This window comes from Photobacterium toruni, assembly GCF_024529955.1.
In the GTDB taxonomy this organism is placed as follows: Bacteria; Pseudomonadota; Gammaproteobacteria; order Enterobacterales; family Vibrionaceae; genus Photobacterium; species Photobacterium toruni.
The window spans coordinates 2,413,010-2,439,052 of sequence record NZ_AP024854.1; the positions used below are offsets into that span (position 1 = coordinate 2,413,010).

Sequence of the window (26,043 nt, forward strand, 5' to 3'; positions counted from 1 at the left end):
GTTATACGTCTTGTTTGCCAATGCGACGGTATACTTCTGGGGTTGCTTCTGATGTAGTATCTGCAACAGTAATATTAGCTCGAACCGCTTTCGCTGCTTCTTGCCATTGCGCTTCAGTACGTGCATGTACCATCGCAAGTGGAGTATCGGCATAGACTTCATCACCAAGACGAATCATATTTGATAATCCCACCGCATAATCGATGTTATCACTGGCAACACGACGACCACCGCCCATACCCACAACAGCCATACCTAAACCACGAGTATCCATCGCAGTTGCAAAACCGGTTGTTTCAGCAAATACAGGTTTAATGATCTCTGCTTTATCAAGATAGTTATCATAATTATCGATAAAATCAGTTGGACCACCAAGACCTGCAACCATTTTACCAAAACGTTCTGCAGCTTGACCATTATCTAACACAGCTTGAAGTTTCGCACGTGCTTGAGGTAAATCCGAGGCTAGTTTACTGATAACTAACATTTCAGCGCACAATGCCATCGTTACTTCATATAAACGAGGGTTACGGTATTCACCCGTTAAAAACTGTACCGCTTCACGTACTTCAAGTGCATTACCCGCAGTTGATGCTAACACTTGATTCATATCAGTCAACAATGCCGATGTACATGTACCTGCGCCATTGGCAACAGCTACAATTGATTTTGCTAACTCTTCTGATGCCGCGTAAGTTGGCATAAATGCGCCAGAACCTACTTTTACATCCATTACTAAGTAATCTAAACCAGCCGCCAATTTCTTAGACAAAATAGACGCGGTGATCAATGAAATATTATCAACCGTTGCGGTTACATCACGAGTTGCGTACACACGTTTATCAGCAGGGGCTAAATCACCCGTTTGACCGATAATTGCTACACCCGCTTCTTTGGTTACTTTACCGAACACTTCATTGCTTGGCGTAATGTTATAACCTGGAATCGATTCCAACTTATCTAACGTACCACCAGTATGACCAAGACCACGACCAGAGATCATTGGTACATAGCCACCACATGCCGCTACCATAGCGCCCAGCATTAAAGAGGTCACATCACCCACACCACCGGTTGAGTGCTTATCAACAATAGGACCATCAAAATTCATATGCCCCCAATCGATTACCATTCCAGAATCACGCATGGCACAGGTTAAAGCAACGCGCTCATCCATAGTCATATCATTAAAATAAATCGCCATTGCAAAAGCAGCGATTTGGCCTTCAGATACCGTATTGTTGGCAACACCTTGAATGAAGAAACTAATTTCATCGGCTGTTAGAGCAATGTTGTCGCGTTTTTTACGAATAATTTCTTGAGGTAAATACATGACGATCCTCTTACTGATATGTATTTCAATCGAAAAGATCATCTATTTTATAAACGATACAATTTAAAAATCTGACTATTATTTTGCCAAATTTTACGTGTACGAATCCATTCAGTGATATCAGGACATCATTGAAAATAATGGTAAATAAAATAGATAATTGTCACTAATATAAAATAATTAGTGCTGTGCTTAATAAAGTTTGAAAATAATAAGGTGGCATTACACCACCTTAATTAGCAAAAGCTTAGTAACCGCCTTGTGCTGCTTGCTCGCCTTCACCTAATGTGTGAAGTAAATTAGCAAGTAGGCTTGATGCACCAAAACGGTAATGACGGCTATCTGCCCACTCATCACCAAGAATAGTGTTTGCCATTGCTAGGTATTGTTGAGCATCTTCAGCAGTACGCACGCCACCAGCAGGCTTAAAGCCAACTGTTTTTGCTACGCCCATGTCTTTAATTACATTCAGCATGATTTCAGCATACTCAGGCGTTGCATTTACAGGCACTTTACCTGTTGATGTTTTAATAAAATCAGCGCCAGCATTAATACAAATTTCAGACGCTTGCTTAATTAAAGCTTCTGTTTTTAGCTCACCAGTTTCGATGATAACTTTTAGAAGTACGTTATCGCCACACGCTGCTTTACATTGCTTAACAAGCTCAAAGCCTACTTCTGCATTGCCAGCAATCAGTGCGCGGTATGGGAACACTACGTCTACTTCGTCTGCGCCATAAGCAACAGCTGCTTTCGTTTCAGCAACAGCGATTTCAATATCGTCATTACCGTGTGGGAAGTTAGTTACTGTTGCAACACGTACATCAGGTGTACCTTGCTCACGTAACTGCTTCTTAGCTACTGGAATAAAACGAGGGTAGATACATACTGCAGCAGTGTTACCAACAACTGTTTTTGCGTTCTTACATAATGCGATCACTTTTTCATCAGTGTCGTCTTCATTTAATGTTGTAAGATCCATTAATTTTAATGCACGTAGTGCTGCAGCTTTTAAATCGCTCATGACTCTCTCCAGTCGTAATGTTTGATCGCGGTAGTGTTAATATTGCTACCTGAATACTCAGTATAAATTCAGCAGTGTTTGATATTCTTTCACTGCGTGCAACGATATTCACTATCGCTGTCATCTATAGTCGGACTTTATTCCTTGAAGACCCAGAAAGATAAATCACTATTTTCTGATTGCTATCCTTAGCACCGCGTAAGCTACTTCGAACAAGACTAAGTTGCCTTTATCTGTTCAGGTTTTTACTTACGTATAATATCAACTCAACCACAACTCGACCATCAATCTCGTGTTTCCTGTGGTGGATAATATGTTTACTGAAATCAAAAGTGTTTTCACAACTCATGCAACTGAGACATAAAAAATCCCATTTATTGCCTGTGTTTTATTTATGATGCAAATAACACAAGTAACGTAATCAATAATAACCGCGATACTGTTTCTATAAGAGAATAATAACAGAGTGAAAATTCAGAAAGGGGAACGCAATCGATTTTATTACATTAAACCAAACTTAAATTTCATTACTTTTTGCGAACGAAAAAAAACGCCACAGTGTGAACCATGGCGTTTTTTATCTGAGGTAACTATTACTTTATAACGGTTACTTTATAACTATGATGCAAGGGTAATAAACAGACCTGCAATCGTCGCTGACATTAGGTTAGATAATGTACCCGCTGCCACAGCCTTCATACCAAAGCGAGCGATTTCAGCACGACGTGTTGGTGCAAGACCACCTAAACCACCCAGTAGAATTGCTACTGAAGATAGGTTTGCGAAACCACACAATGCAAATGAGATGATAGCTTTAGTCTTATCAGTCATTTCAGCACCCGTCTGCGCAACTATCATGCCGCCATCAGCCACATCTTTTAGGTAAGGGGCAAAGTTTAAGTAAGCAACAAATTCGTTAACAACAATTTTTTGACCGATGAATGAACCAGCAACTTGTGCTTCACCCCATGGCACACCAATAAGGAATGCAAGTGGTGAGAATACGTAACCTAGAATTAACTCTAGTGTTAGTTGTGGCATACCGAACCAACCACCAATACCACCAAGCATACCGTTGATTAATGCAATTAGACCGATGAATGCAAGTAACATTGCGCCAACGTTTAGTGCTAGTTGCATACCAGATGATGCACCAGCTGCTGCTGCGTCAATAATGTTCGCTGGTTTTTCTTCGCTTTCATCTTCATCATTACCTGCAATCTGCTCAATAGGTTGCTCAGTTTCAGGCTTAATGATTTTAGCAAATAGTAGACCACCCGGTGCTGCCATAAATGAAGCGGCAATCAAGTACTCTAGAGGAACACCCATCTGCGCGTAACCTGCAAGAACACCACCAGCAACTGATGCCAAACCACCACACATTACCGCAAACAGCTCAGACTGAGTCATCTTAGGAACAAACGGGCGAATAACTAATGGCGCTTCTGTTTGACCTACAAAAATATTAGCTGTTGCTGACATTGATTCTGCGTGAGAAGTGCCAAGAACTTTACGTAAACCACCGCCAAGAACATTGATAACAATTTGCATCGCGCCAATGTAGTACAACACGCTGATAAGTGCAGAGAAGAATACGATAACAGGCAGTACACGTAGTGCGAAGACAAAGCCACCGCCACCGAATAATTCAAACATCTTGTTTGATGTTAAGCCACCAAATAAGAAGTTAATACCGTCATTACCATAGCCAATAACGTTAGCTACTGCTTGAGACATGCCATACAGCACATCACGGCCTACTGGTACATAGAGTACAAATGCACCCAATAAAAATTGGATAGCAAATGCGCCACCAACAGTACGTAAATTGATCGCTTTACGGTTATCAGATAGAAGTACGGCAAGTAATAGCAGTACCACCATCCCAACTAGGCTCATTAGCAGGCTCATGATTTATGGAATCCTATAGTTAAGTTTTGGCGTATTGACAGTTAAGCTCTTTTATAGAGTCGGCGCATTATACTCATGGAGCTGATGATGATGTAATGCAAAGATCACAGTTTATGAGGAAATTTGATGTACCATAATCAGCTATTGTGACTCGCATCACATTACACTTACACCACCAGCCGAATAAATTACGCAAACGTTTGGCTTTGGCAGCAAAATCACAGCTTTATTTGAAATAATTCAGTACATGTTAAGGTTGTTGCTTGTGCTATTTGTGCATAAGTATCCCCCCTTATATCTGCTAATACTGTGACAATATCGACTAAACGCTCAGGCCGATTTGGTTGCCCTTGATACCCTGATACTGGCATATCAGGCGCATCCGTCTCTAATAACAATGCAGATAACGGTAATTTTGCTACTGTATCCCGTGTTTTTTGAGCACGACGATAAGTAATGGTGCCACCAACACCAATTTTAATGCCAAGATCAACTAGCTGAGTTGCCTGTTGGTAACTACCGCTAAAACCATGATAAACACCCCCCATTTTAAGTGGCTGCTGGCGCAATAATTTAAGTAATTCAGGAAAAGCTTTACGGCAATGTAACATCACGGGTAAATGATACTCATTGGCTAATTGAAATTGAGCCTGTAGCCACTGTAATTGTTGATCTCGATTAACATCAGCGACGGCAAAATCTAACCCACACTCACCTATCGCTACACATCGTTCATCATTTTTAGCATTAGTGAGTTGGTGTGTTAATGCAGCCACCACATCAGCAGAATGTTGATGACTAAAAAAAGGATGAATACCTAATCCATAATATAGGCCGGAGAATTGTTGGCATAAAGTTGCGACAGTGTGCCAATTCTGGCTACCAACCGTCGGAATAACCATCGCTTTCACTCCCACTTGCTGAGCTTGCGTCCATGCTTGAGCGGGATCGGCTGCAAATGGTGCAAAGTCAAAATGACAATGACTATCTATCACAAGCGGTTGTTTTACGATTACCGTCATAATTTGAGTCTCTATATTCAGTAAGTGATCGCTATTATGCCGTGAATTAGCCATCAAACAGGGCATTATTTACCTTTGTGAGGAATTCTCGCTGCGGCTAGATTGAGTATAAGGATAAAATCAGCGACAATAGTGAATAACGCACTCCATTCAAAAAGAACATGCTAATGTCGCAAACACTGTTTCAAGGCGAAGTATCGAAACGTCGTACTTTCGCTATTATCTCCCACCCCGATGCGGGTAAAACTACCATTACTGAAAAGGTATTGTTGTTCGGAAACGCGATCCAAAAAGCGGGTACCGTAAAAGGTCGTGGCTCTAACCAGCATGCTAAATCTGACTGGATGGAGATGGAAAAAGAACGTGGTATCTCAGTAACTACATCGGTAATGCAGTTTCCTTACAATGCTTGTTTGGTTAACTTACTGGATACTCCCGGACACGAAGACTTCTCAGAAGATACTTACCGTACCCTAACAGCCGTTGACTCATGTCTAATGGTTATCGATGCCGCTAAAGGTGTCGAAGATCGTACCCGTAAGCTAATGGAAGTAACGCGTCTACGTGACACACCTATTGTTACCTTCATGAACAAATTGGACCGTGAAACACGTGATCCAATGGAATTGCTTGATGAAGTTGAAGTTGAATTAGGTATGGCATGTGCACCAATTTCATGGCCTATCGGCTGTGGTAAAGAGTTCAAAGGTGTTTACCATATTCACCGTGATGAAACGATTCTTTACAGCACAGGTCAAGGTCATACTATTCAAGAACAACGTATTATTAAAGGCTTAGATAACCCTGAGCTCGACGTTGCTATCGGTAGTGATCTTGCAGCTAACTTACGTGAAGAACTAGAACTTGTTATTGGCGCATCAAATGAATTTGATCGTGAACTCTTTCTAGCGGGTGAACTAACACCGGTATTCTTTGGTACTGCATTGGGTAACTTTGGTGTTGACCATATGCTTGACGGCTTAACTGAATGGGCTCCAGCACCATTACCTCGCCAAGCTAATACCCGTGAAGTTGAAGCAACGGAAGAGAAATTCTCAGGCTTTGTGTTTAAGATCCAAGCAAACATGGACCCTAAACACCGTGACCGTATTGCATTTATGCGTATTGTATCTGGTACTTACGACCAAGGTATGAAAATGAACCATGTTCGTACCGGTAAAAACGTCAGTATTTCTGATGCAGTAACCTTCATGGCGGGTGACCGTTCACGAGCAGAAGTTGCTTATGCGGGTGACATTATAGGTCTACACAACCACGGTACAATTCAAATCGGTGATACCTTTACTCAAGGTGAAGATCTGAAGTTTGCTGGTATTCCAAACTTTGCGCCGGAACTTTTCCGTCGTATTCGTCTAAAAGATCCACTAAAGCAAAAGCAATTGTTAAAAGGCTTAGTGCAACTTTCAGAAGAAGGTGCTGTGCAGGTCTTCCGTCCGCTACAAAACAACGATCTGATCGTGGGTGCAGTGGGTGTGCTTCAGTTTGATGTGGTTGTAGCGCGTCTTAAAGCAGAATACAACGTTGAAGCTATTTACGAAGGCGTTAACGTTGCAACAGCACGTTGGGTTGAATGTAGTGATGCCAAGAAGCTTGAAGAGTTCAAGCGTAAAAACCAATCTCATCTAGCATTAGATGGTGGTGATAATTTATCTTACATCGCACCAACCATGGTTAACCTAAATCTTGCTAAAGAACGTTTCCCTGAAGGTGACTTCCGCGCGACTCGTGAACACTAAATAAGATAGTCATTAAATAAAAAACCGTCAGTTTACAGACTGACGGTTTTTTTTCGCTTGTATAAAATTCGATATATAGTTTAGTATACATCGAATTTTCTCGATCTTAAAAATGATGTCAGTTTTAACAACCATGCATATTCATCAACAATCACCAACATTACATCGACCATTACTCTTAACACTATTAGGATTAAGTCTGCTTACCTGTATATCTTTATTGCTAGGCCGTTATCCTTTAACTATCAATGATATTATTAATCTCCTACACCATCTTTGGTCCTCAAATCATGCTTTAAATGTCAACAGTCATATTTTACTTACTATTATTATCCAATCTCGCTTACCAAGAATCATCGCAGCGATCATTATCGGAGCAGGATTGGCGATTGCAGGCACCACTTTTCAAGCTGTATTTCGAAATCCGTTAGTATCACCGGGATTATTAGGGGTCCTTAATGGGTGTGCGTTTGGAGCCGCATTAGGTATGGTCTATCACGTAAATATATTTGGTGTCTCATTATTAGCCGTCATTAGTGGCTTAATTGCCGTTATTCTCGGGCTCTTAATCGCTCGCAGTATTGGTGGACATTCAATTCTTTATTTACTTTTAGGCGGTATTATTAGCAATGCCCTCTTTGCCGGATTACTTACTCTAGTAAAATATCTTGCTGATCCTCAAGAACAATTACCCAGTATTATTTTTTGGCTTCTGGGAAGTTTAAGCACAGTTTCTATTCCCTTACTTACTATTACAGCTCCAATTATCATTATAGCCTCGATGCTATTAATACTTTTAGGACGAATACTTGATGTTATTTCTCTTGGTGATGATGAGGCTTTGAGCCTAGGAATACCTGTTATTCATCTTCGTTACGGTATTATTTTTTTAGCAACCATTATCTCGGCGTTAACCGTTTGTCTTGCTGGAATTATTGGTTGGATAGGGCTACTAATTCCCCATCTTACTCGTCTTATTTTTGGCGCTAGCCATCAACGCGTTCTCCCTCTGAGTGCTATTTTAGGCGCCTGTTTTTTATTAGTTGCTGATGATATTGCTCGTTTAATTGGCGATGGAGAAATTCCACTCGGCGTTGTTACTGAATTATTAGGAGCGAGCGTTTTCTTTTTATTACTCAGCAAAATGGGAAGAAATAGTCATGGTCTTGCTTAACATTGAAAATGTTAATTATCAGCTAAATAAAACCACGATTTTACAGAATATTAATTTCAAGGTCTCAGCAGGAAACAGTATTGCTTTATTAGGCACTAATGGCGCGGGGAAAACGACCTTATTGCGATTATTATTAGGTTTAATTCAACCTACTTCAGGTATGATTCATCTGTTAGGAAAACCATTAACACAATGGCCACGACAAGCAATAGCACAAAATATTGCCTATGTTCCACAGCAACATATTCCTCATTTTCCATTTACTGCCAGACAAATTGTGGAACAAGGCTGTCTACCTAAAACTGGGTTTTTCAATTCAATCGACCAACAACAACAGCAATATATTGAGCAAGTGATGCAACAAATGGCGATCACTCACTTACAATCTCGCACTTATAACACCTTATCAGGTGGAGAGCGTCAACGAACACTTATTGCTCGCGCACTGGTACAACAAACACCAATAATCCTGCTTGATGAGCCAACAAATGGCTTAGATTATGGCAGTCAAATAAGATTATTACTGTTACTAAAAACGATTGCTCATGAAGGAAAAACGATTATTACTATCACGCATAGTCCTGAGCATACTTTCTTATTTGCCGATCATGTTTTAGCCATGCAACAAGGAAAAATCATCGCATCAGGTTCACCACAGAAAATAATTACCTCTAACTTAATTGCAGAGCTTTATAACACTCAGGTCGATGATATTAATATCGGACAAGCACGTTTTTTTATTCCTAAAAAATAATATTAAATAGGTCGTTACATGAAAACATTACTTCAGTGGATAAATATAATCTTGATATTAACGCTCTCCCCACGACTGTTTGCTGCTGATCGAATTATCACGGATGATGCGGGAAAGAAAATAATATTATCAGCCCCAATAACTCGTATTGCCGATGGGTGGTTTGCTCATGCATCATTAATGATGACATTAGGCGCAGGAAATAAAATAATGGCGACAGTTAACCATCCTAGCAGTCAACCTTGGATGTTTAAAATACAACCATCACTAAATAAAGCACTGCTTATTAATGGGCGGCAATTTAATGCTGAAGCATTAGTAACACATCAAACGGAATTAGCTTTTGTCGTCAAAGGCGATCCACAGATAGCAAGTTTACAACGTGTTGGTATTCCTGTTATTCAAGTTTATTTTTCAACCCTTTCAGGATTACAACAAACATTACAGCTAACCGCTCACGTTCTCGGTGATAAATCTTCGTTACAAAAAGCCACTCAATATAATCAATACCTTAACCAACAATTACATCGAATAGGTAAAAAAATCGTAAAATTAACGACAGATCAACGTCCTACAGTAGTACATATTTCATCATTAAATCCATTAAAAGTAGATGGGAAAAATACACTTATCAATGACTGGATAAATATTGCGGGCGGAAGAAATGTTGCGGCGATTAATGGCAACATGCAGCCAATTTCAGCTGAACAATTACTGGCATGGCAACCGGATATTATAATATTAGCGGCAAATGCGGGTAGCTTATTAACCTGTCCTAATGCATCTTTGCTCGCTCAACTTAACGCGATTACAACAGGAAATATTTTACGCAACCCAAGTGGTGTTTTCCCTTGGGATCGTTATGGTACCGAAAGTGCGTTACAAATTCAGTGGGCGGCCAAACAATTTCATCCTCAATTATTTGCAACTGATAACTTAGTAACAATAACCCAAGCTTTTTATCATCAATTTTTTAACTATGATTTATCTGAGCAACAAACAAAATTGATCCTACAAGGATTGCCGCCTTTAGTTAACATCCAATAATTAGGTGATAACTAAAAATAAAAAAGGTCTTTAAAAGACCCTTTTTATTCCTCAATCAATACTTATATCTGTTAGCCAAAAGGCATAAACATATAAGCCATGATCAATGCATCTTCACGGCCATCAACTGCAGGGTAATAACCAATACGGCGATTAGTTTCATTAAATCCAGTTGCTTCATAAAGCTTGTACGCACCGGTATTACTCTCGCGTACTTCAAGCCAGATTTCTTCTGCTTGCTTTGCTTCTAGCGCATCAATAAAACCATTAAGTAATAATTTGCCATAGCCTTTACGTTGCTGAGTAGGATCAATAGCAATATTTAGTAATGTACCTTCCCCTGCGACTAATTGGCCAAAGCAATAACCCACCACCTGCTCATCAACCACTAATACATAGTTAGCCGCAATACGGTTCGGCTCTTTGCGAATCATTGATTCAGCCCACGGAAAAGTGTTGGCCGCTTGTTCTATACGCCACACATCGTCAGTATGGTGTGCTTCTAATGGAATAATTTTATGAGTCATAACTACAAATCTGTTGCCATAATGCTTTCTTAGATGAAGGATCATTATGCATAAGTTTTAATGAGGCCGAATTCAGAACCTGACACCCCGTCGGGTATGTCCCTTGGCAACCTGCAAACCAACACCACGTTAACTGGTGCTCTGCGATTTGATCAAGTGCCGATAACGGCAAGGATAATGCTTGCTGTGGCGTCAATTTCATACTTGATAAAATACGTCCAAACAGCCAAGCATCATGCTCATCCAATTCCTCTGCCGTAATAAAAAGTAGCTTACACTCAGCGGGCAGATTGATCACAGGTAGCACTTGATTAGGAAAAAGTTCAGGCTTGCGCACTTGCCAATAAGTGATTCCCATTTCCTGTAACACTTGAATATCGCGTTGCTTCATACCCTACCTGCTATGGAATATAAATGGAGGCTGATCCTAGCAAATCCGCACTGCTTTGTACCCATAAACTATCATCTTCTGTCTTCAACCGCTTAAAAACAACAATGCCGACATTATGTCGGCATTGATTATTATTATTTAATCATCATCAGCATGACATTTTAGTCATGGTAACGTTGTGCTAATGCATCAGCTGCAACCATTGCTTGGTAAACACGATCAGCATTAACTTTAACGGTCATATTGCACATAGTGTCACCTTCAGCACAAGCAATCTCTGCCACTTGACGCCATTCAGCTTCCACCATTTCTTCAATACCAAAATCAGCTAATGTTAATGGTAAACCTGCTGTTTTCATTACATAAATAACATTTTCAATTTCTTCAGCATCTGCTTTCTCTAAGACTAATTGAGTTAGCAAACCAAACGCCACTTTTTCACCATGCTGAATATGGTGTAATTGTGGTAATGAAGACATACCGTTGCTAACCGCGTGTGCTGCTGCTAAACCGCCTGATTCTGCGCCGATACCACTTAAGTAAATTGTTGCTTCAACCATTTCTTCTAATGCTGGAGTCACTACATGACGACGTGCTGCATCCATTGCCATTTCAACGTTTTCAACAATCAATTCATAGCACATAAGTGCCATACCAAGACCCGTACGTGATACGCGTTTTTGGACTAGGTTTAAACCGTCAGCATAACAACATGCACGTGCTTCAAAGAAGGTTGCTAGTGCATCACCAATACCTGCAGCAAAGAACTTAGTTGGTGCTGCAGCAATAATGCCAGTATCAGCAATAACAGCATCAGGGTTTTGAGGTAGGAACAAGTAACGGTCAAATTCTCCGTTATCTTTATATACTACAGATAACGCAGTACAAGGCGCATCTGTTGAAGCGATAGTTGGAAAAATAATTACCGGAATTTTAGCAAAATGCGCCACGGCTTTGGCGACATCCATGGTTTTACCACCACCAATGCCCACAACCACATTTGCACCGCGGTGTTTTACGATCTCATGGATACGACCAATTTCAGTATCAGTACATTCATATTGAAATTGTTCTGCATGAGCGCCAATGCCTGCTTGTTGTAACGCAGGTAATGCTTCTTCTTTCACTTTATTAAGAATAAATTCATCACAAATCAATACAGCATTATTACCAAAATCGTTAATAAAACCGCCTAGTTGTGGTAATAAATTCTGACCGATAATGAATTTTTTTGGTGAGGTAATGCTACGTGGGATCATGAATACTATTCCTTAATGGTTCTCTCTTGGTAAGAAAATACCATCATCGAATATTAATCCAAATGACAAATAAAGAGTTCTTACTTCTCAATATTAACTTTATTGCACATTTTATGAATAACTTATGAATAGATACAAAAAAGTCACTCTCTGCTTCGCGTTTAGTCATTAAACTACCGCATTAAAAGCAAGATCGTGACTTTTCATTTACCGCTATGCCATCAGCACATTATTTATGCTAATGCATTAAACTCTTCACAATACTCAACCAAACCTTGATGTTGTTGCACACTGCCAGATGCAATTTCTAACACCATAAAAGCTTCATCTGTATTAGGCCAACGACAAGTTAAACCATGCTGCAAAGCCATTTGATAACCTGCACGATGGTAATAATTAGGATCACCAACAACCACAACAGCAGGATAATCAAAATCAGCTAATGTTGCTTGAGCCTCTGCTAATAATGCTAAACCAACGCCTTGATGACGGTGATCTTCATGAATAGATAAGGGAGCAAGTCCTTGCCAATTAGTCTCTTGTCCTGCAATAGTTACGGGGCTAAAAAAAGCATGGCCAATCACTTCACCGTCATCAGTACAAGCCACCAATGATAAAGTTCGACAGCCATTTTCACGTAAGCGCATCACTAAATTAGCTTCTGCATCAGTCTCAAAAACTGATTTTAACAATCGATCAATCAATAAAATATCAGCGGGAGCTTCAGATCTGATGAGCATGTACTACCTCATTTTTGATTGCGTTTGTTTGCATTCCTTGATGAATAAAATCAGCAGATTGCTGTAACACAAATTTCACCGGTGAAGGTAAAGAATCAAGATCGATACTGTCCATTAAATTCTTTACTTCTAATCCCAGCTCAGTATCCCCTTCAATACGAAGACGACGTTGAAAGAACAATGTATCAGGATCTTCTTTACGGGCAGCAATTAAGACTAAATCATTGCATTCGCCGCTAAAACTCACATCATGATGCTCACATTGCTCTGCAACAACTAATTTCTCATCTTGATAGCTAATAAACCATTGAAGATCTAAATCACGAACTTCAACCTTTAACCACCGATCTTCAAGAAATTCAAAATCACCATCAGCCAATGCTTCTTTGAAAACCATTGCAAGGCTCTCTAACATGATCTTTTTCTGAAGAGAGAAAGGCGTCAATTTAGCGGGGACACGTAACAATGCCGGACCATGTTGAACCAATTGTTTTCTAAGTTGAGCAATCACTATTTGTTTTCCTATTTAAAGTCGAACACTAAAAATGAATTGTATGGCAACCTTCGCCATTTGTTTTATGCCTTAAGTCAAAAAAAAGCAATTGCTTGATTAAAACAAGTCATTATTTTGTTAATGAGCATTATATTTATGTTGACTAACATTTACACTAGCCATGCAGCTACAATGCCTTATTATTAATATAAAAACGATGATTACCAAGGATCAAACATTTATGCAAAGTGAACAACTCGACTATTGGTTCCCACTACTGACAAATAATAGTCCTTTTCTGTTTGCGATTCTTGATGAACAACATTGTTACTCTAATGTTAATACTCGTTATAGTGATATCAGTGGTAAGCAACAGCATGAACTCATTGGCAGTAATGATATCGATACCCTAGGTAACGACTACTATCAATGTTTAAAGCCTTATTATGAACGTGCGTTTAATGGTGAAGTGATTGAAGCCGAAATAACAATTAATGACACCTCCCATCACACCAGTTTGCATATTAGTTTAGCACCATTAACAAATGCACAGGGTAAAATCAGTCATATCATTTCACACTCAATTGACACCTCAGAACGCCATATTCTTATCAATTCATTACAAGAATCTGAGCATCAATTAAGCCAACTTCAACAACTTATGACTGATGGTATTTGTATTGTAGAAAAAAACATTATCAACAATGCCAATCAACGTGCCGTTGAGTTATTAGGCATGCCCTCAAAAAACATGTTACTCGGTAAAAAGCTTAATCATTTATTGTTAGATAGTAATCACCATCCCTGCCACAGTAATACATCGGCACCAACATCCCACACTAATGATCAACACTATTATGCAATTAATAATACCGAACAAGCCCCGTTAATAATAACAACCACCCCGATTACAATTTTGGGAGAAGCGGCTTTATTAGTAAAACTCTCTCTCTCCACACCCAGTGATAACCAGCAGCATAAAATTGAACAATTAACACAATTAGATCCATTAACAGGTTTGCTCAATCGCTATGGATTTAGTCGTCAACTCGATCAACTCATGAAAAGCAATACACCGTTATTTATGCTCTACATAGACATTGATAATTTCAAAAATATTAATGATTCATTGGGCCATCATATTGGTGATAAAGTTCTACAAGAAATAGCCCAAAGGTTACAACAGCAGTTACCAGAGGATGCCATTGTCGGCCATTTAAGTGGCGATGAATTTGCAGTTATATTGACATATCCAGAACACGAAAATAGTGGTGAAATGATTGCAGAGCAGATCATTAATTTAATTAATCAGCCCTTTGATCTGCATTATTTTAGCAAACACCTTTCTTGCTCAATCGGTATGGTTAAATCACCAGGTAACGGTCATGATGCACGAATAATGCTTCAAAATGCTGATACTGCCATGTATGAAGCCAAAAGCCGCGGCCGCAACCGACTCGTTATTTTCAGTGACGCTATGAGTAAAGAAGCACGAATGCGGTTATGGCTTGAAATTGAACTTCAAAAAGCATTGCAAAATAATGGCTTAGAAGTATGGTATCAACCTAAAGTAAACGCCAAAAATTTTGAAATTGATGGCGCTGAAGCATTAGTTCGCTGGAAACACCCCGTTGAAGGTTACATTAGTCCAGCTCAATTTATTCCCGTTGCTGAACGTTCAGGATTAATCGAACAACTAGGTCAAGTGGTGATGCGAGAAGTCTTTACCACCGTTAACCAATGGAAAAAACAACAACTATTAAAAGGTCGAGTTGCGATTAACTTATCATCACTACAATTTGAAAATCCTAAATTGATTAGTTTTGTCAATAAACTGCGCCAATCAACAGGCATTAATGCCGCTGATTTTACCTTTGAACTTACCGAAAGTACGGTAATGAGTGATGGCGAACATACTATCCAAATGCTGAATGCTATTAAACAACAAGGCTTTGCGTTATCTATTGATGACTTTGGTACGGGGTATTCATCCTTGTCTTATTTAGCACGCTTCCCCCTTGATGAACTCAAAATTGATCGCGCTTTTATCAAAGACATTGATACTATTCCTAAACAAATTACGCTGATAGAAAATATTATTAATTTAGGTAAATCACTCAATATGAGTGTGGTCGCTGAAGGTATCGAAACCCACCAACAAGCAACATTATTATCAAACCTTAATTGTGATTATATTCAAGGATTTCATTTTCATCGCCCCATGCCAAAACAAGAGTTAGAAGCCTTGTTATTAAAAGAAAAAAATTATCTCAACGATTGATATAAATCTAAAAAAATAATTATTTAGTAACAATTTTATTGTTTAATATCAACAAAACCTGCCTCGCATCAAGATCTGCACCGCTAAACGCTTTTACTATGATGGTAATGTTTTTACGCAAAGATTGGATAATAAATAACATGGAGCTTCTTTGCCCAGCTGGTAATTTGCCAGCATTAAAAACCGCTATCGATAATGGTGCGGATGCGGTTTATATTGGTTTTAAAGACGATACTAACGCCCGTCACTTTGCTGGTTTAAACTTTACCGAGCGCAAATTAGAAAAAGCAGTGCAATATGTAAAAGATCATAATCGTAAATTACATGTTGCTTTAAATACCTTTGCCCATCCTGATGGTTTTAATCGTTGGATAAAAGCGGTTGATAATGCCGCGGCAATGGGTGTGGATGCGCTGATAGTGGCGGACATTGGTGTTCTTGAATATGCTGCAACCACCTATCCTGATTTAGAATTGCACTTATCAGTTCAAGCTTCTGCAACTAATACTGCTGCGATTGATTACTACAAACAAAATTTCAATATTAAGCGCGTAGTGTTACCGCGAGTATTGTCGATGCATCAGGTAAAGCAATTAGCACGAAACACAGACATGCAGTTAGAAGTATTTGCCTTTGGTAGCTTATGTATCATGTCTGAAGGTCGCTGTTATTTATCCTCATACATGACAGGTGAATCACCAAATACCGTCGGTGCTTGTTCACCTGCAAAATATGTTCGCTGGCAAGAGACGCCTCAAGGATTAGAGTCGCGCTTAAATGAAATCTTAATTGATCGCTATGCTAAAGGTGAAAATGCGGGCTATCCAACGCTATGTAAAGGCCGTTTTGATATTAATATTGATGGTGAACAAAAGCGTTACCATGCACTTGAAGAGCCTACCAGCCTTAATACCCTTGATATTTTACCTGAACTATTTAAAGCCAATATTGCGTCAGTCAAAATTGAAGGCCGCCAACGTAGTCCTGCTTATGTAGAACAGGTGACCCGTACTTGGCGTGCGGCAATTGACCACTACTTAGCAAACCCAAAAGGCTACACAGTTAATCCTGCATGGAATTCATGCTTAGGGAATTTGTCTGAAGGCAAACAAACAACATTAGGTGCATACCACCGCAAATGGCAATAAGGGATCATTAATGAAATATTCACTTGGGCCATTACTTTATTTTTGGCCTCAGCATGATGTTGAAACGTTCTATCAACAAGCAAAACATAGCAATGTTGATGTGATTTATTTAGGGGAAACAGTGTGCTCTAAACGTCGCGCACTTAAAACAGCCCAATGGATTGATATAGCAAAAGAACTAGCGGCAAATGGTAAACAAGTCGTGCTATCAACCATGGCGTTGTTAGAAGCCCCTAGCGAAGTTAGCATTATGAAAAAATACATCGATAATGGCGACTTTATTGTTGAAGCTAATGATGTATCGGCAATTCAACTTGCCTCACAAAATAATGTCCCTTTTGTCGTAGGCCCTGCGGTTAACTGCTATAACGCACAGACTTTAAAGCTGTTTGTTAAACAAGGAATGACCCGTTGGTGTATGCCTGTCGAGCTGTCACGTGATTGGCTAAGTAATACTTTAACTGAATGTGAAAAACTCGGGATCCGTGATCAATTTGAAACCGAAGTTTTTAGCTATGGTTACTTACCATTAGCCTACTCAGCTCGCTGTTTTACTGCTCGTGCTGAAAATAAAGCCAAAGATGATTGCGAAACATGTTGTATTAAGTATTCACAAGGGATCACAGTTAACAGCCAAGAAGATCAGAAAGTCTTCACCCTTAATGGCATTCAAACTCAATCTGGTTATTGCTATAACTTGATTAACGATTTGAAAGGCATGAAAGACATGGTCGATGTGGTTCGATTAAGCCCTATGGGACTTGATACTCTAACTTTAATTGATGATTTCCGTGCCAATGAACAAGGTGATATTCGTCATCCTCTTGCTGATAGTCATCAATGTAATGGCTACTGGCATAATTTAGCGGGATTGAATATTCGTTAGAGATTCAAGGTTCAAGGTTCAAGGTTCAAGGTTCAAGGTTCAAGGTTCAAGGTTCAAGGTTCAGTAGAATAAAAAATAGCCGCTAATCATAGCGGCTATTTTTATAGAAAATCATAAGTATTATTCGTTTGGTGAAGATAGCTCAGGCACTGCATTTTGTTCTGCTGTAAAAATACGACTCAATTCAAGCAACGATAGACGGTGCTCAATAAACTCATACACATTGCCTGATAAAGCTAATTTATACAGCATAACTGCTGTTGAATAATCTTGTTGCTGTTGATAGCGTTGCGCTAAATAAAAATAGCCTTCAGTCAATCGCAAAGCTAATTGCTCATTGTCTTTACTGTTCTGAGCAATATCAGTTAAAAATTGCTCTTCAGTGACTTCACCAAGATACATCCGCACTATCTGCCAACCCCAATCTTGCTTATCACTGGCGGCATAACGTTGTTGAAGTAACGCTAGTGCTTGCTGTGGTGTAAATTTCAAATCATTAACATATAGCCAAATTACACGATAAGGATCATTAATATCCTGCTGATAATGCGGCAATAAATCATCATTCGCTAAAGCGTAACGCTCACCATAATAAAGCGCAATACCACGATTACGGTGTGCATAAGGATGATTAGGATCTAAATCCAGAGTTGAATCAAACGATTCATAAGCAGAATCGAACATCCCCATTTGAGTAAATATCACCCCTGCCACATTAAATAAATCAGGTTGATTAGGATTTAAATTAAGTGACTTATTAAAATCAAGTCGCGCAAAATCACGTAAACCTAAGCTGTCATGCAATAAACCACGATCATAATAAATAGTCGCTAACGTTGCTTGAGGAATATTAGGTTGTTGTAATATTTGCTCAATCCGTGCCAACTGAATTTGCTGCTGCAAACTAGGTTGATAAGGGATTGCCATCGGGGGCTGACTCCATTTGGTAGGCATCGCAGAACATCCGCTTAGTACCAATGCCGTAGCAACTACAACATATCGAATATAACGTATTATCAACTCAGTTCTCCCTGTTACATCAACGACGATCCTGCGCCTATGACAATATTTAGATCAAAAAAAGGGGCTATTAAGCCCCTTTATATCATGATATTAGCAAAACGCTTAGCCTTGTGGCTGTTCGTCTTGTGCAGGAGCTGCGGCTGGCGCTTCTACTGCTTCTTTCATGCTTAGACGGATACGGCCTTGACGGTCGATTTCAAGTACTTTAACTTGAACTTCTTGACCCATCTGTAGGTAATCAGACACTTTCTCTACGCGATCTTGTGAGATTTGAGAGATGTGAACTAGACCTTCTTTAGTACCGATAACTGATACAAACGCACCGAAATCAACGATACGCATTACTTTACCAGTGTAAACACGACCAACTTCAACATCAGCAGTGATTTCTTCGATACGACGAATAGCTTCTTGTGCAGCAGTGCCTTCAGTCGCAGCGATCTTCACTGTACCATCGTCTTCGATTTCGATAGTAGTACCAGTTTCTTCAGTAAGTGCACGAATAACTGCACCACCTTTACCGATAACATCTTTGATCTTCTCTGGGTTGATCTTCATCATGTGAATGCGAGGAGCAAACTGAGAGATCTCTTCACGAGGTGTGTTAATTGCGTTATCCATTACGCTAAGGATGTGCTTACGCGCGCCTTTAGCTTGGTTAAGTGCAATTTCCATGATCTCTTTAGTGATACCTTCAATCTTGATATCCATCTGAAGTGCTGTGATACCGTCGTCAGTACCCGCTACTTTAAAGTCCATGTCACCTAGGTGATCTTCGTCACCAAGGATGTCAGAAAGAACAACGAAATCATCGCCTTCTTTCACAAGACCCATTGCGATACCCGCAACAGATGATTTGATTGGCACACCAGCATCCATAAGCGCTAGTGAAGTACCACATACAGAAGCCATTGAAGATGAACCGTTAGATTCAGTGATTTCTGATACTACACGTACTGTGTATGGGAATTCGTCAACAGATGGCATTACCGCAGCAATACCACGCTTCGCCAACTTACCGTGACCAATTTCACGACGCTTAGGCGAACCAACGAAACCTGTTTCACCTACACAGTATGGAGGGAAGTTGTAGTGTAGAAGGAAGTGATCTTTCTTCTCACCCATGATGCTATCAATGATTTGCGCATCACGTTGTGTACCAAGCGTTGCCGTAACAAGTGCTTGTGTTTCACCACGAGTAAATAGTGAAGAACCGTGAGTACGTGGAAGAACACCAGTACGTACGTCTAGCGCACGAACCATGTCTTTTTCACGACCATCGATACGTGGAAGACCAGCAATGATGCGGCCACGTACAACTGTCTTCTCTAAATCGTGGAAGATAGTGTGGATTTCTTTTGCGTTTGCATCAACATCTTCAGCAATAATCGCGTCGTTTACTTCAGCAGCAATCTCGTGGATGCGATCGTAACGAGCCATTTTTTCAGTGATTTGGTAAGCTTCAACCAGCTTAGCTTCTGCTAACTCAGCGATCTTAGCTTTAAGTGCTGTGTTTTCAGCAGGCGCAGTCCAATCCCAAGCAGGAGTTGCAACTTCAGCAGCAAACTCATTGATTGCATTGATAACAACTTGTTGTTGGTCATGACCAAATACAACAGCTTGTAGCATTTGCTCTTCAGATAGGCGATCAGCTTCTGATTCAACCATTAGCACTGCGTCTTTAGTACCAGCAACAACAAGATCTAGACGGCTTGCTTCTAGCTCTTCGTTGCTTGGGTTAAGAACGAATTGATCATTAATGTAGCCAACACGTGCCGCACCGATAGGACCATTAAATGGAATACCAGAGATAGCTAGTGCTGCAGAAGTACCAATCATTGTAACCATATCAGGGTTAACAGCAGGGTTTACAGAAACCACTGTTGCAATAACTTGTACTTCGTTTTTGAAATCGTCAGGGAATAGCGGACGGATTGGACGGTCGATTAGACGTGCAGTCAGTGTTTCGCCTTCAGAAGGACGGCCTTCACGCTTGAAGAAACCACCAGGGATTTTACCAGCAGCGTAAGTACGCTCTTGGTAGTTTACTGTTAGTGGGAAGAAGTCTTGGCCTTCTACTGCTGTTTTTTTACCAACAACAGAAACGAACACTGAAGTGTCGTCCATGCTAACCATTACTGCAGCAGTCGCTTGACGTGCTATAACACCAGTCTCTAGAGTAACCGTGTGGTTACCGTACTGGAAAGTCTTTACGATAGGATTCACGTGAATTTCCTTAAATATATTCCGCTTTCTATTTGCAGGTTAATTATAACCAACACAAACATAAGCGTCATGTAATGATGTCCACTTTTGTAATGATTTCACGTATCGCGACTAATGAAAGTTCTTATAATCAAAAAACTTTTATTAGCCGCGACCTGAAGGTCGACGAAAACGACTCGTAAAGTCAAAACAAGTGGAAATATGCAGTTATTTACTCGACACCTATCATATCTCTGCCTAAGCATTCATACAACAAACTTGAGCTTAACTTCGGTACAGATAGTAGACGAAATTAGAAAAGATGACAGGAAGGCGAATCAATAATAGCGGTATTAGCAATAAAAAGAGCAGATAAAAAGAAAGGAGCCTAGGGCTCCTTTCTTAAAGCAATCTTAGCGACGTAGGCCTAGACGCTTGATCAAGTCTTGGTAACGATCTAGGTTTTTACCTTTAAGGTAATCTAGAAGCTTACGACGACGAGAAACCATGCGTAGTAGACCGCGACGGCTGTGGTGGTCATGCTTATGGTTAGCAAAGTGACCTTGAAGGTGGTTGATTTGCGCTGTTAAAAGTGCAACCTGAACTTCAGGAGAACCAGTATCATTTTCACATTGTGCGTAATCTGCAACGATTGCTGCTTTAGTTTCTGCATTCAGAGACATAACTCATTCCTAATACAAGATGTTTTAATTTGTGCCGCCAATCTCTGATTCAGCCGACACCCAAGCCGCGGATTATACTGATCAGCGGAACTAACTACAAGCGAATAATTAACCAGTTTTACTTTTAATCTCAAGTCACTCATGCACAATAATCATGATGATTTAAAGTTCATAATCACTTGTGATCGACTAGTATCATTATTGTTCTTGTTCGTTTGCCATTACTCGCTTTGGTGCCAACATGCCTTTTGCATCAATGGTACCAACACCAATAAATTCTGCAGTATCCCCAACGGTAATACGCACTAAAGTGCCTTCAGCGGGAACAACCTCGGCAGCCACAGGATTACCATGTAGTACATGTACTGCAGCTTCTGCCGTAATGTTTACTGCTGGTAAATCTTGTACCGCAGTATCAGTTGGCAATAATAATGCATCTAATACTGTGCCAGGTTCAATTTCATCCGCTTTGGCTTGATCAAGCATTGCTTGTAACTGTTCAATAGTTACCATGCGCTCATACGGGAAATTAGAAACACCTGTACGACGCAACATAATAACGTGAGCGCCACAACCTAGCTTTTCACCAAGATCATCAACAATAGTACGAATGTATGTGCCTTTTGACACATGCAATTCCATTTCAACTTCGTTGTTATCAAAGCGTAGTAGTTCAACCGAATACACTGTAATCTTACGCGATTCACGAGGAATAGAAATTCCTTCACGCGCGTATTCATACAATTTTCGGCCTTGATACTTTAATGCTGAATACATCGATGGAATTTGATCCGTCGTGCCACGAAAGCTATCAATACAAGCTTCAAGTTGATCACGTTCAACATTCACTGCGCGGGTTTCAACCACTTCACCATCAGAATCAGAGGTATCAGTACGCTCACCTAATTTGGCAATCACACGATAACGCTTATCTGAATCTAATAAAAATTGTGAAAACTTGGTCGCTTCACCAAAACAAAGCGGTAACATGCCCGTCGCTAAAGGATCAAGCGCACCGGTATGGCCCGCTTTTTGTGCAAAAAAGATACGTTTCACTTTTTGCAGAGTATCGTTAGAACTAATGCCGGTTGGTTTATCAACCAAGATCACACCGTTAATTGGACGACCTTTACGACGACGTGCCATGTTTACTCCTCGCCTTTTTCTACTTCGTCTTCATCACCACGACGATCTTCATCGTCACGTACCGCTTTAGATACTAGGTTTGAAATACGCATACCTTCAGTTAACGATTGATCGAAAATGAAGTTAAGTTCAGGTGTCACACGTAGGCGAATTTCTTTACCTAGTAGTGAACGAATGTAAGGTGCCATTTCACGTAATGCTTCTAAACTACCTTCAGCAGTTTGCTCACCAATTGGGAAAAACGTTACATAAATTTTGGCGTAGTTCATATCACGCGATACATCAACACTTGAAATAGTAGTCATTGCAATCGCAGGATCTTTGATCTCACGCTGTAAAATTACAGCTAATTCTTTTTGTAGCTGTTGCGCTACACGTTGGGTACGGCTAAATTCTTTTGCCATTTTCTTGCTCTCTCTAAGAATAATGCTCTTGAAAGAATGGGGAGCCGAAGCTCCCCATTATCATTATCATGTTGAAAAACAACTAGCTACACTGATTATTAGTCAAGTGTACGTTGGATTTCAATAATTTCGAATACTTCGATCTGGTCACCAACGCGAACGTCGTTGTAGTTCTTAACGCCGATACCACACTCGTAACCGTTCTTAACTTCAGCAACGTCATCTTTAAAGCGACGTAGTGACTCAAGCTCACCTTCGTAGATAACTACGTTTTCACGTAGAACACGAATAGGGTTGTTACGCTTAATAGTACCTTCAGTTACCATACAACCAGCGATTGCGCCGATCTTAGGTGACTTAAATACGTCACGTACTTCAGCAAGACCAATGATCTCTTGCTTGAACTCAGGAGCCAACATACCACCCATCGCCGCTTTAACTTCGTCGATTAGTTGGTAGATGATTGAGTAGTAACGTAAGTCTAGGTTTTCATTTTCGATTGTTTGACGCGCAGACGCATCAGCACGAACGTTGAAACCAAGTACGATAGCGTTAGAAGCTGCTGCAAGTACTGCATCAGTTTCTGTGATTGCACCAACACCTGAACCTACAATGTTCACTTTAACTTCGTCAGTTGAAAGTTTACGTAGTGAGTCAGCGATTGCTTCAACAGAACCTTGAACGTCAGCTTTAAGCACAACGTTTAGTTCAGCAACTTCACCAGCTTCCATGTTCGCAAACATGTTTTCTAGTTTAGCTTTTTGTTGACGTGCTAGTTTAACATCACGGAACTTACCTTGACGGTAAAGTGCAACTTCACGTGCTTTACGCTCATCACGTACAACAGTCGCTTCGTCACCTGATGATGGCACACCAGAAAGACCAAGGATCTCAACAGGAATAGATGGACCTGCTGATTCGATTTCTTGACCTTGTTCGTTGCGCATTGCACGAATACGACCATGCATTAGACCACAAAGAACGATATCGCCCTTATGCAATGTACCTTCTTGAACAAGTACAGTTGCAACTGGACCACGGCCTTTATCAAGACGTGATTCAATAACAACACCTGATGCCATGCCTTCTTCAACTGCTGTTAGCTCAAGAATTTCTGACTGAAGAAGAATTGCTTCTAGTAGACCATCGATGTTAGTACCTTGTTTCGCAGAGATGTGAACAAACATGTTCTCACCGCCCCACTCTTCAGGCATAACGTCGTATTGAGCTAACTCGTTCTTCACGTTATCAGGGTTTGCATCTTCTTTATCGATCTTGTTTACCGCAACGATCAAAGGTACACCAGCCGCTTTTGCGTGCTGAATCGCTTCGATTGTTTGTGGCATTACGCCATCGTCTGCTGCAACTACAAGTACAACGATATCTGTCGCTTGAGCACCACGAGCACGCATAGCGGTAAACGCTGCGTGTCCTGGAGTATCAAGGAACGTGATCATGCCGTTTTCAGTTTCAACGTGGTAAGCACCAATGTGCTGTGTGATACCACCCGCTTCGCCTGAAGCAACATGAGCTTTACGAATGTAGTCAAGTGTTGATGTTTTACCGTGGTCAACGTGACCCATGATAGTAACAACTGGCGCACGAGAAACTTTCACTAAGTCTTCTGCGTTACGGTCAGAAAGCACAGCTTCTTCAAGCTCATTTTCTTTACGTAGAATAACTTTGTGACCCATTTCTTCAGCAACAAGAGATGCAGTTTCTTGATCGATAACTTGGTTGATAGTCGCCATTGCGCCCATCTTCATCATTACCTTGATAACTTCAACGCCTTTAACAGACATTTTGTTAGCTAATTCAGAAATTACAATCGTTTCGCCAATAACAACATCTTGCTTAGCAACTTGCGCAGTTTTATCAAAACCATGCTGCATTGACGCAGGCTTGTTCATTTGAGGCTTACCGCGACCACGTTGGTTACGGCCGCCACGGCCACCACGTTCGTCTTGCTTAGCCGCTGGTTTTTTCTTTTTACGACGGCGAGAAGTTTCTTCTTTGCGATCTTGTTCATCTTCTGCAGCACGAGCATAAGTAGATGTCGTTGTATGGTAATCAGATTTTTCCATACTTACTGCTTGCTCAGGTTTTACCCCGTTTTTCTCGTTCTGTTCTGCCATTTTGCGAGCCTCTTCTAGCTGACGCTGACTTTCTTCTTCGGCTTTTCGCTTGGCTTCCTGTTCCAGACGACGCTGTAGTACTTCAGCATCTAACTTAGCCTGTTTGTCAGCGACGATGCGCTTAGCTTTTTCGTCAGCTTTACGCTTATCCTGTTCGGTACGATTCGCTTTATCCTCAGCGTCCCGCTTCAATTTCTGTTCTGCTTCACGCTTAGCAATGTCATCTGCTTTACGTTGCTCTTCAGCTTGACGTAGTGCAGCTTCCTCTGCACTACGTTTAGCTGCTTCTTCTGCGGCTTGATGGGCAATCATATCAGCTTCACGTTGCGCTTTAGCTTCTGCTTCACGCTTAACAGCATCTTCCGCTGCACGTTGTTCATCTTCAAGTGCTGAACGTTTCACGTAGGTGCGCTTTTTGCGCACTTCTACTTGAACATTTTTGCTCTTACCACCATTACCTGAGACACTCAATGTACTACGTGTCTTGCGCTGCAGAGTCAGACGAGTTGGAGCGCCGTCAGTATGGCTATCACTACCATGCTCCTTTTGGAGATGATTAAGTAACGCCTGTTTTTCGGTTTGGCTTACATTCTCATCAACATTCTTAGCAATCCCAGCATCTGAAAGCTGTTGAAGTAAACGGTCAATTGGAGTACCAATTTCTTCCGCCAATGTTTTAACGGTAACCTCTGACATAATG

The 26,043-nt window shown here is 40.5% G+C and carries 22 protein-coding genes; 7 read left to right on the plus strand and 15 right to left on the minus strand.

What is annotated here, in order from left to right:
• Window position 1 precedes the first annotated feature (1 nt).
• The 4 genes from deoA to OC457_RS11430 all read right to left on the minus strand — a co-directional run bounded on the left by deoA (window position 2) and on the right by OC457_RS11430 (window position 5,290).
• Window positions 2-1,333 (minus strand): thymidine phosphorylase, encoded by a 1,332-nt coding sequence (deoA, locus tag OC457_RS11415; RefSeq protein ID WP_080175077.1) that lies wholly within the window; start codon window positions 1,331-1,333, stop codon window positions 2-4.
• 247 nt (window positions 1,334-1,580) lie between these two features.
• Window positions 1,581-2,357, minus strand: coding sequence for a deoxyribose-phosphate aldolase (gene deoC, locus OC457_RS11420; RefSeq protein ID WP_080175078.1), 777 nt, complete (start codon window positions 2,355-2,357; stop codon window positions 1,581-1,583).
• Between the two features lie 618 nt (window positions 2,358-2,975).
• Window positions 2,976-4,268 carry a NupC/NupG family nucleoside CNT transporter gene (locus OC457_RS11425; protein WP_080175079.1) on the minus strand — a complete coding sequence of 431 codons (1,293 nt, stop codon included), beginning with the start codon at window positions 4,266-4,268 and terminating at the stop codon, window positions 2,976-2,978.
• A 218-nt stretch (window positions 4,269-4,486) separates the two neighbouring features.
• A complete protein-coding gene (locus tag OC457_RS11430; protein WP_235866949.1) occupies window positions 4,487-5,290 on the minus strand; it encodes a TatD family hydrolase in 804 nt (267 codons plus the stop codon).
• A gap of 167 nt (window positions 5,291-5,457) precedes the next feature.
• On the opposite strand from OC457_RS11430, the gene prfC reads away from it, so the two are divergent.
• From prfC to OC457_RS11450, 4 genes are all read left to right on the plus strand, one after another.
• On the plus strand, window positions 5,458-7,047 hold the full coding sequence (gene prfC, locus OC457_RS11435; protein WP_080175080.1) for a peptide chain release factor 3: 1,590 nt from the start codon (window positions 5,458-5,460) through the stop codon (window positions 7,045-7,047).
• A gap of 112 nt (window positions 7,048-7,159) precedes the next feature.
• Window positions 7,160-8,221 carry a FecCD family ABC transporter permease gene (locus OC457_RS11440; RefSeq protein WP_080175081.1) on the plus strand — a complete coding sequence of 354 codons (1,062 nt, stop codon included), beginning with the start codon at window positions 7,160-7,162 and terminating at the stop codon, window positions 8,219-8,221.
• Window positions 8,208-8,975, plus strand: a complete 768-nt coding sequence (locus OC457_RS11445) for an ABC transporter ATP-binding protein (protein ID WP_080175082.1) — start codon at window positions 8,208-8,210, stop codon at window positions 8,973-8,975. Before OC457_RS11440 ends, OC457_RS11445 begins: the two co-directional genes overlap by 14 nt.
• Window positions 8,976-8,993: 18 nt before the next feature.
• Window positions 8,994-10,022, plus strand: coding sequence for an ABC transporter substrate-binding protein (locus OC457_RS11450; RefSeq protein WP_080175083.1), 1,029 nt, complete (start codon window positions 8,994-8,996; stop codon window positions 10,020-10,022).
• 71 nt (window positions 10,023-10,093) lie between these two features.
• On the opposite strand, the gene rimI is transcribed toward OC457_RS11450, so the two are convergent.
• The 5 genes from rimI to ubiT form a co-directional block, all read right to left on the minus strand.
• Window positions 10,094-10,549, minus strand: coding sequence for a ribosomal protein S18-alanine N-acetyltransferase (rimI, locus tag OC457_RS11455; protein ID WP_080175084.1), 456 nt, complete (start codon window positions 10,547-10,549; stop codon window positions 10,094-10,096).
• Window positions 10,539-10,940, minus strand: coding sequence for a DNA polymerase III subunit psi (locus OC457_RS11460; RefSeq protein WP_080175085.1), 402 nt, complete (start codon window positions 10,938-10,940; stop codon window positions 10,539-10,541). Before OC457_RS11460 ends, rimI begins: the two co-directional genes overlap by 11 nt.
• Before the next feature lie 161 nt (window positions 10,941-11,101).
• Complete coding sequence (locus tag OC457_RS11465; RefSeq protein ID WP_080175086.1) at window positions 11,102-12,199, minus strand: glycerol dehydrogenase; 1,098 nt, start codon at window positions 12,197-12,199, stop codon at window positions 11,102-11,104.
• A gap of 233 nt (window positions 12,200-12,432) precedes the next feature.
• The gene (locus tag OC457_RS11470) at window positions 12,433-12,939 is read right to left on the minus strand and encodes a GNAT family N-acetyltransferase (RefSeq protein ID WP_080175087.1); all 507 of its coding nucleotides are present in this window, start codon (window positions 12,937-12,939) and stop codon (window positions 12,433-12,435) included.
• Window positions 12,923-13,450, minus strand: a complete 528-nt coding sequence (ubiT, locus tag OC457_RS11475; RefSeq protein ID WP_080175088.1) for a ubiquinone anaerobic biosynthesis accessory factor UbiT — start codon at window positions 13,448-13,450, stop codon at window positions 12,923-12,925. The genes OC457_RS11470 and ubiT overlap by 17 nt, the downstream gene beginning before the upstream one ends.
• Window positions 13,451-13,673: 223 nt before the next feature.
• On the opposite strand from ubiT, the gene OC457_RS11480 reads away from it, so the two are divergent.
• The 3 genes from OC457_RS11480 (at window position 13,674) to OC457_RS11490 (ending at window position 17,747) form a co-directional block, all read left to right on the plus strand.
• Window positions 13,674-15,713, plus strand: coding sequence for a sensor domain-containing protein (locus OC457_RS11480; protein WP_096777843.1), 2,040 nt, complete (start codon window positions 13,674-13,676; stop codon window positions 15,711-15,713).
• Between the two features lie 140 nt (window positions 15,714-15,853).
• Window positions 15,854-16,861, plus strand: a complete 1,008-nt coding sequence (gene ubiU, locus OC457_RS11485; RefSeq protein ID WP_080175089.1) for a ubiquinone anaerobic biosynthesis protein UbiU — start codon at window positions 15,854-15,856, stop codon at window positions 16,859-16,861.
• A 10-nt stretch (window positions 16,862-16,871) separates the two neighbouring features.
• The gene (locus OC457_RS11490; RefSeq protein WP_080175090.1) at window positions 16,872-17,747 is read left to right on the plus strand and encodes a U32 family peptidase; all 876 of its coding nucleotides are present in this window, start codon (window positions 16,872-16,874) and stop codon (window positions 17,745-17,747) included.
• A gap of 120 nt (window positions 17,748-17,867) precedes the next feature.
• Here the strand turns inward: OC457_RS11490 and nlpI are convergent, their stop codons facing one another.
• From nlpI to infB, 6 genes are all read right to left on the minus strand, one after another.
• Window positions 17,868-18,761, minus strand: a complete 894-nt coding sequence (gene nlpI, locus OC457_RS11495; RefSeq protein ID WP_080175142.1) for a lipoprotein NlpI — start codon at window positions 18,759-18,761, stop codon at window positions 17,868-17,870.
• A gap of 111 nt (window positions 18,762-18,872) precedes the next feature.
• Window positions 18,873-20,996 carry a polyribonucleotide nucleotidyltransferase gene (pnp, locus tag OC457_RS11500; protein ID WP_080175091.1) on the minus strand — a complete coding sequence of 708 codons (2,124 nt, stop codon included), beginning with the start codon at window positions 20,994-20,996 and terminating at the stop codon, window positions 18,873-18,875.
• Window positions 20,997-21,388: 392 nt separating this feature from the next.
• Window positions 21,389-21,658 carry a 30S ribosomal protein S15 gene (gene rpsO / locus OC457_RS11505; protein WP_006646210.1) on the minus strand — a complete coding sequence of 90 codons (270 nt, stop codon included), beginning with the start codon at window positions 21,656-21,658 and terminating at the stop codon, window positions 21,389-21,391.
• Window positions 21,659-21,856: 198 nt separating this feature from the next.
• Entirely contained in the window at window positions 21,857-22,804 is a 948-nt protein-coding gene (gene truB / locus OC457_RS11510; protein ID WP_080175092.1) for a tRNA pseudouridine(55) synthase TruB, read from the minus strand.
• 2 nt (window positions 22,805-22,806) lie between these two features.
• Window positions 22,807-23,208, minus strand: coding sequence for a 30S ribosome-binding factor RbfA (gene rbfA / locus OC457_RS11515; protein ID WP_045027569.1), 402 nt, complete (start codon window positions 23,206-23,208; stop codon window positions 22,807-22,809).
• A 98-nt stretch (window positions 23,209-23,306) separates the two neighbouring features.
• Window positions 23,307-26,039, minus strand: coding sequence for a translation initiation factor IF-2 (infB, locus tag OC457_RS11520; protein ID WP_080175093.1), 2,733 nt, complete (start codon window positions 26,037-26,039; stop codon window positions 23,307-23,309).
• Between the last annotated feature and the right edge of the window lie 4 nt (window positions 26,040-26,043).

Bases quoted from the DNA above. Each gene is read 5' to 3' on its own strand.
- deoA (WP_080175077.1), bottom strand. From the start codon at position 1,333: ATGTATTTACCTCAAGAAATTATTCGTAAAAAACGCGACAACATTGCT.
- deoC (WP_080175078.1), bottom strand. From the start codon at position 2,357: ATGAGCGATTTAAAAGCTGCAGCACTACGTGCATTAAAATTAATGGAT.
- OC457_RS11425 (WP_080175079.1), bottom strand. From the start codon at position 4,268: ATGAGCCTGCTAATGAGCCTAGTTGGGATGGTGGTACTGCTATTACTT.
- OC457_RS11430 (WP_235866949.1), bottom strand. From the start codon at position 5,290: ATGACGGTAATCGTAAAACAACCGCTTGTGATAGATAGTCATTGTCAT.
- prfC (WP_080175080.1), top strand. From the start codon at position 5,458: ATGTCGCAAACACTGTTTCAAGGCGAAGTATCGAAACGTCGTACTTTC.
- OC457_RS11440 (WP_080175081.1), top strand. From the start codon at position 7,160: ATGATGTCAGTTTTAACAACCATGCATATTCATCAACAATCACCAACA.
- OC457_RS11445 (WP_080175082.1), top strand. From the start codon at position 8,208: ATGGTCTTGCTTAACATTGAAAATGTTAATTATCAGCTAAATAAAACC.
- OC457_RS11450 (WP_080175083.1), top strand. From the start codon at position 8,994: ATGAAAACATTACTTCAGTGGATAAATATAATCTTGATATTAACGCTC.
- rimI (WP_080175084.1), bottom strand. From the start codon at position 10,549: ATGACTCATAAAATTATTCCATTAGAAGCACACCATACTGACGATGTG.
- OC457_RS11460 (WP_080175085.1), bottom strand. From the start codon at position 10,940: ATGAAGCAACGCGATATTCAAGTGTTACAGGAAATGGGAATCACTTAT.
- OC457_RS11465 (WP_080175086.1), bottom strand. From the start codon at position 12,199: ATGATCCCACGTAGCATTACCTCACCAAAAAAATTCATTATCGGTCAG.
- OC457_RS11470 (WP_080175087.1), bottom strand. From the start codon at position 12,939: ATGCTCATCAGATCTGAAGCTCCCGCTGATATTTTATTGATTGATCGA.
- OC457_RS11480 (WP_096777843.1), top strand. From the start codon at position 13,674: ATGCAAAGTGAACAACTCGACTATTGGTTCCCACTACTGACAAATAAT.
- ubiU (WP_080175089.1), top strand. From the start codon at position 15,854: ATGGAGCTTCTTTGCCCAGCTGGTAATTTGCCAGCATTAAAAACCGCT.
- OC457_RS11490 (WP_080175090.1), top strand. From the start codon at position 16,872: ATGAAATATTCACTTGGGCCATTACTTTATTTTTGGCCTCAGCATGAT.
- rpsO (WP_006646210.1), bottom strand. From the start codon at position 21,658: ATGTCTCTGAATGCAGAAACTAAAGCAGCAATCGTTGCAGATTACGCA.
- truB (WP_080175092.1), bottom strand. From the start codon at position 22,804: ATGGCACGTCGTCGTAAAGGTCGTCCAATTAACGGTGTGATCTTGGTT.
- rbfA (WP_045027569.1), bottom strand. From the start codon at position 23,208: ATGGCAAAAGAATTTAGCCGTACCCAACGTGTAGCGCAACAGCTACAA.
- infB (WP_080175093.1), bottom strand. From the start codon at position 26,039: ATGTCAGAGGTTACCGTTAAAACATTGGCGGAAGAAATTGGTACTCCA.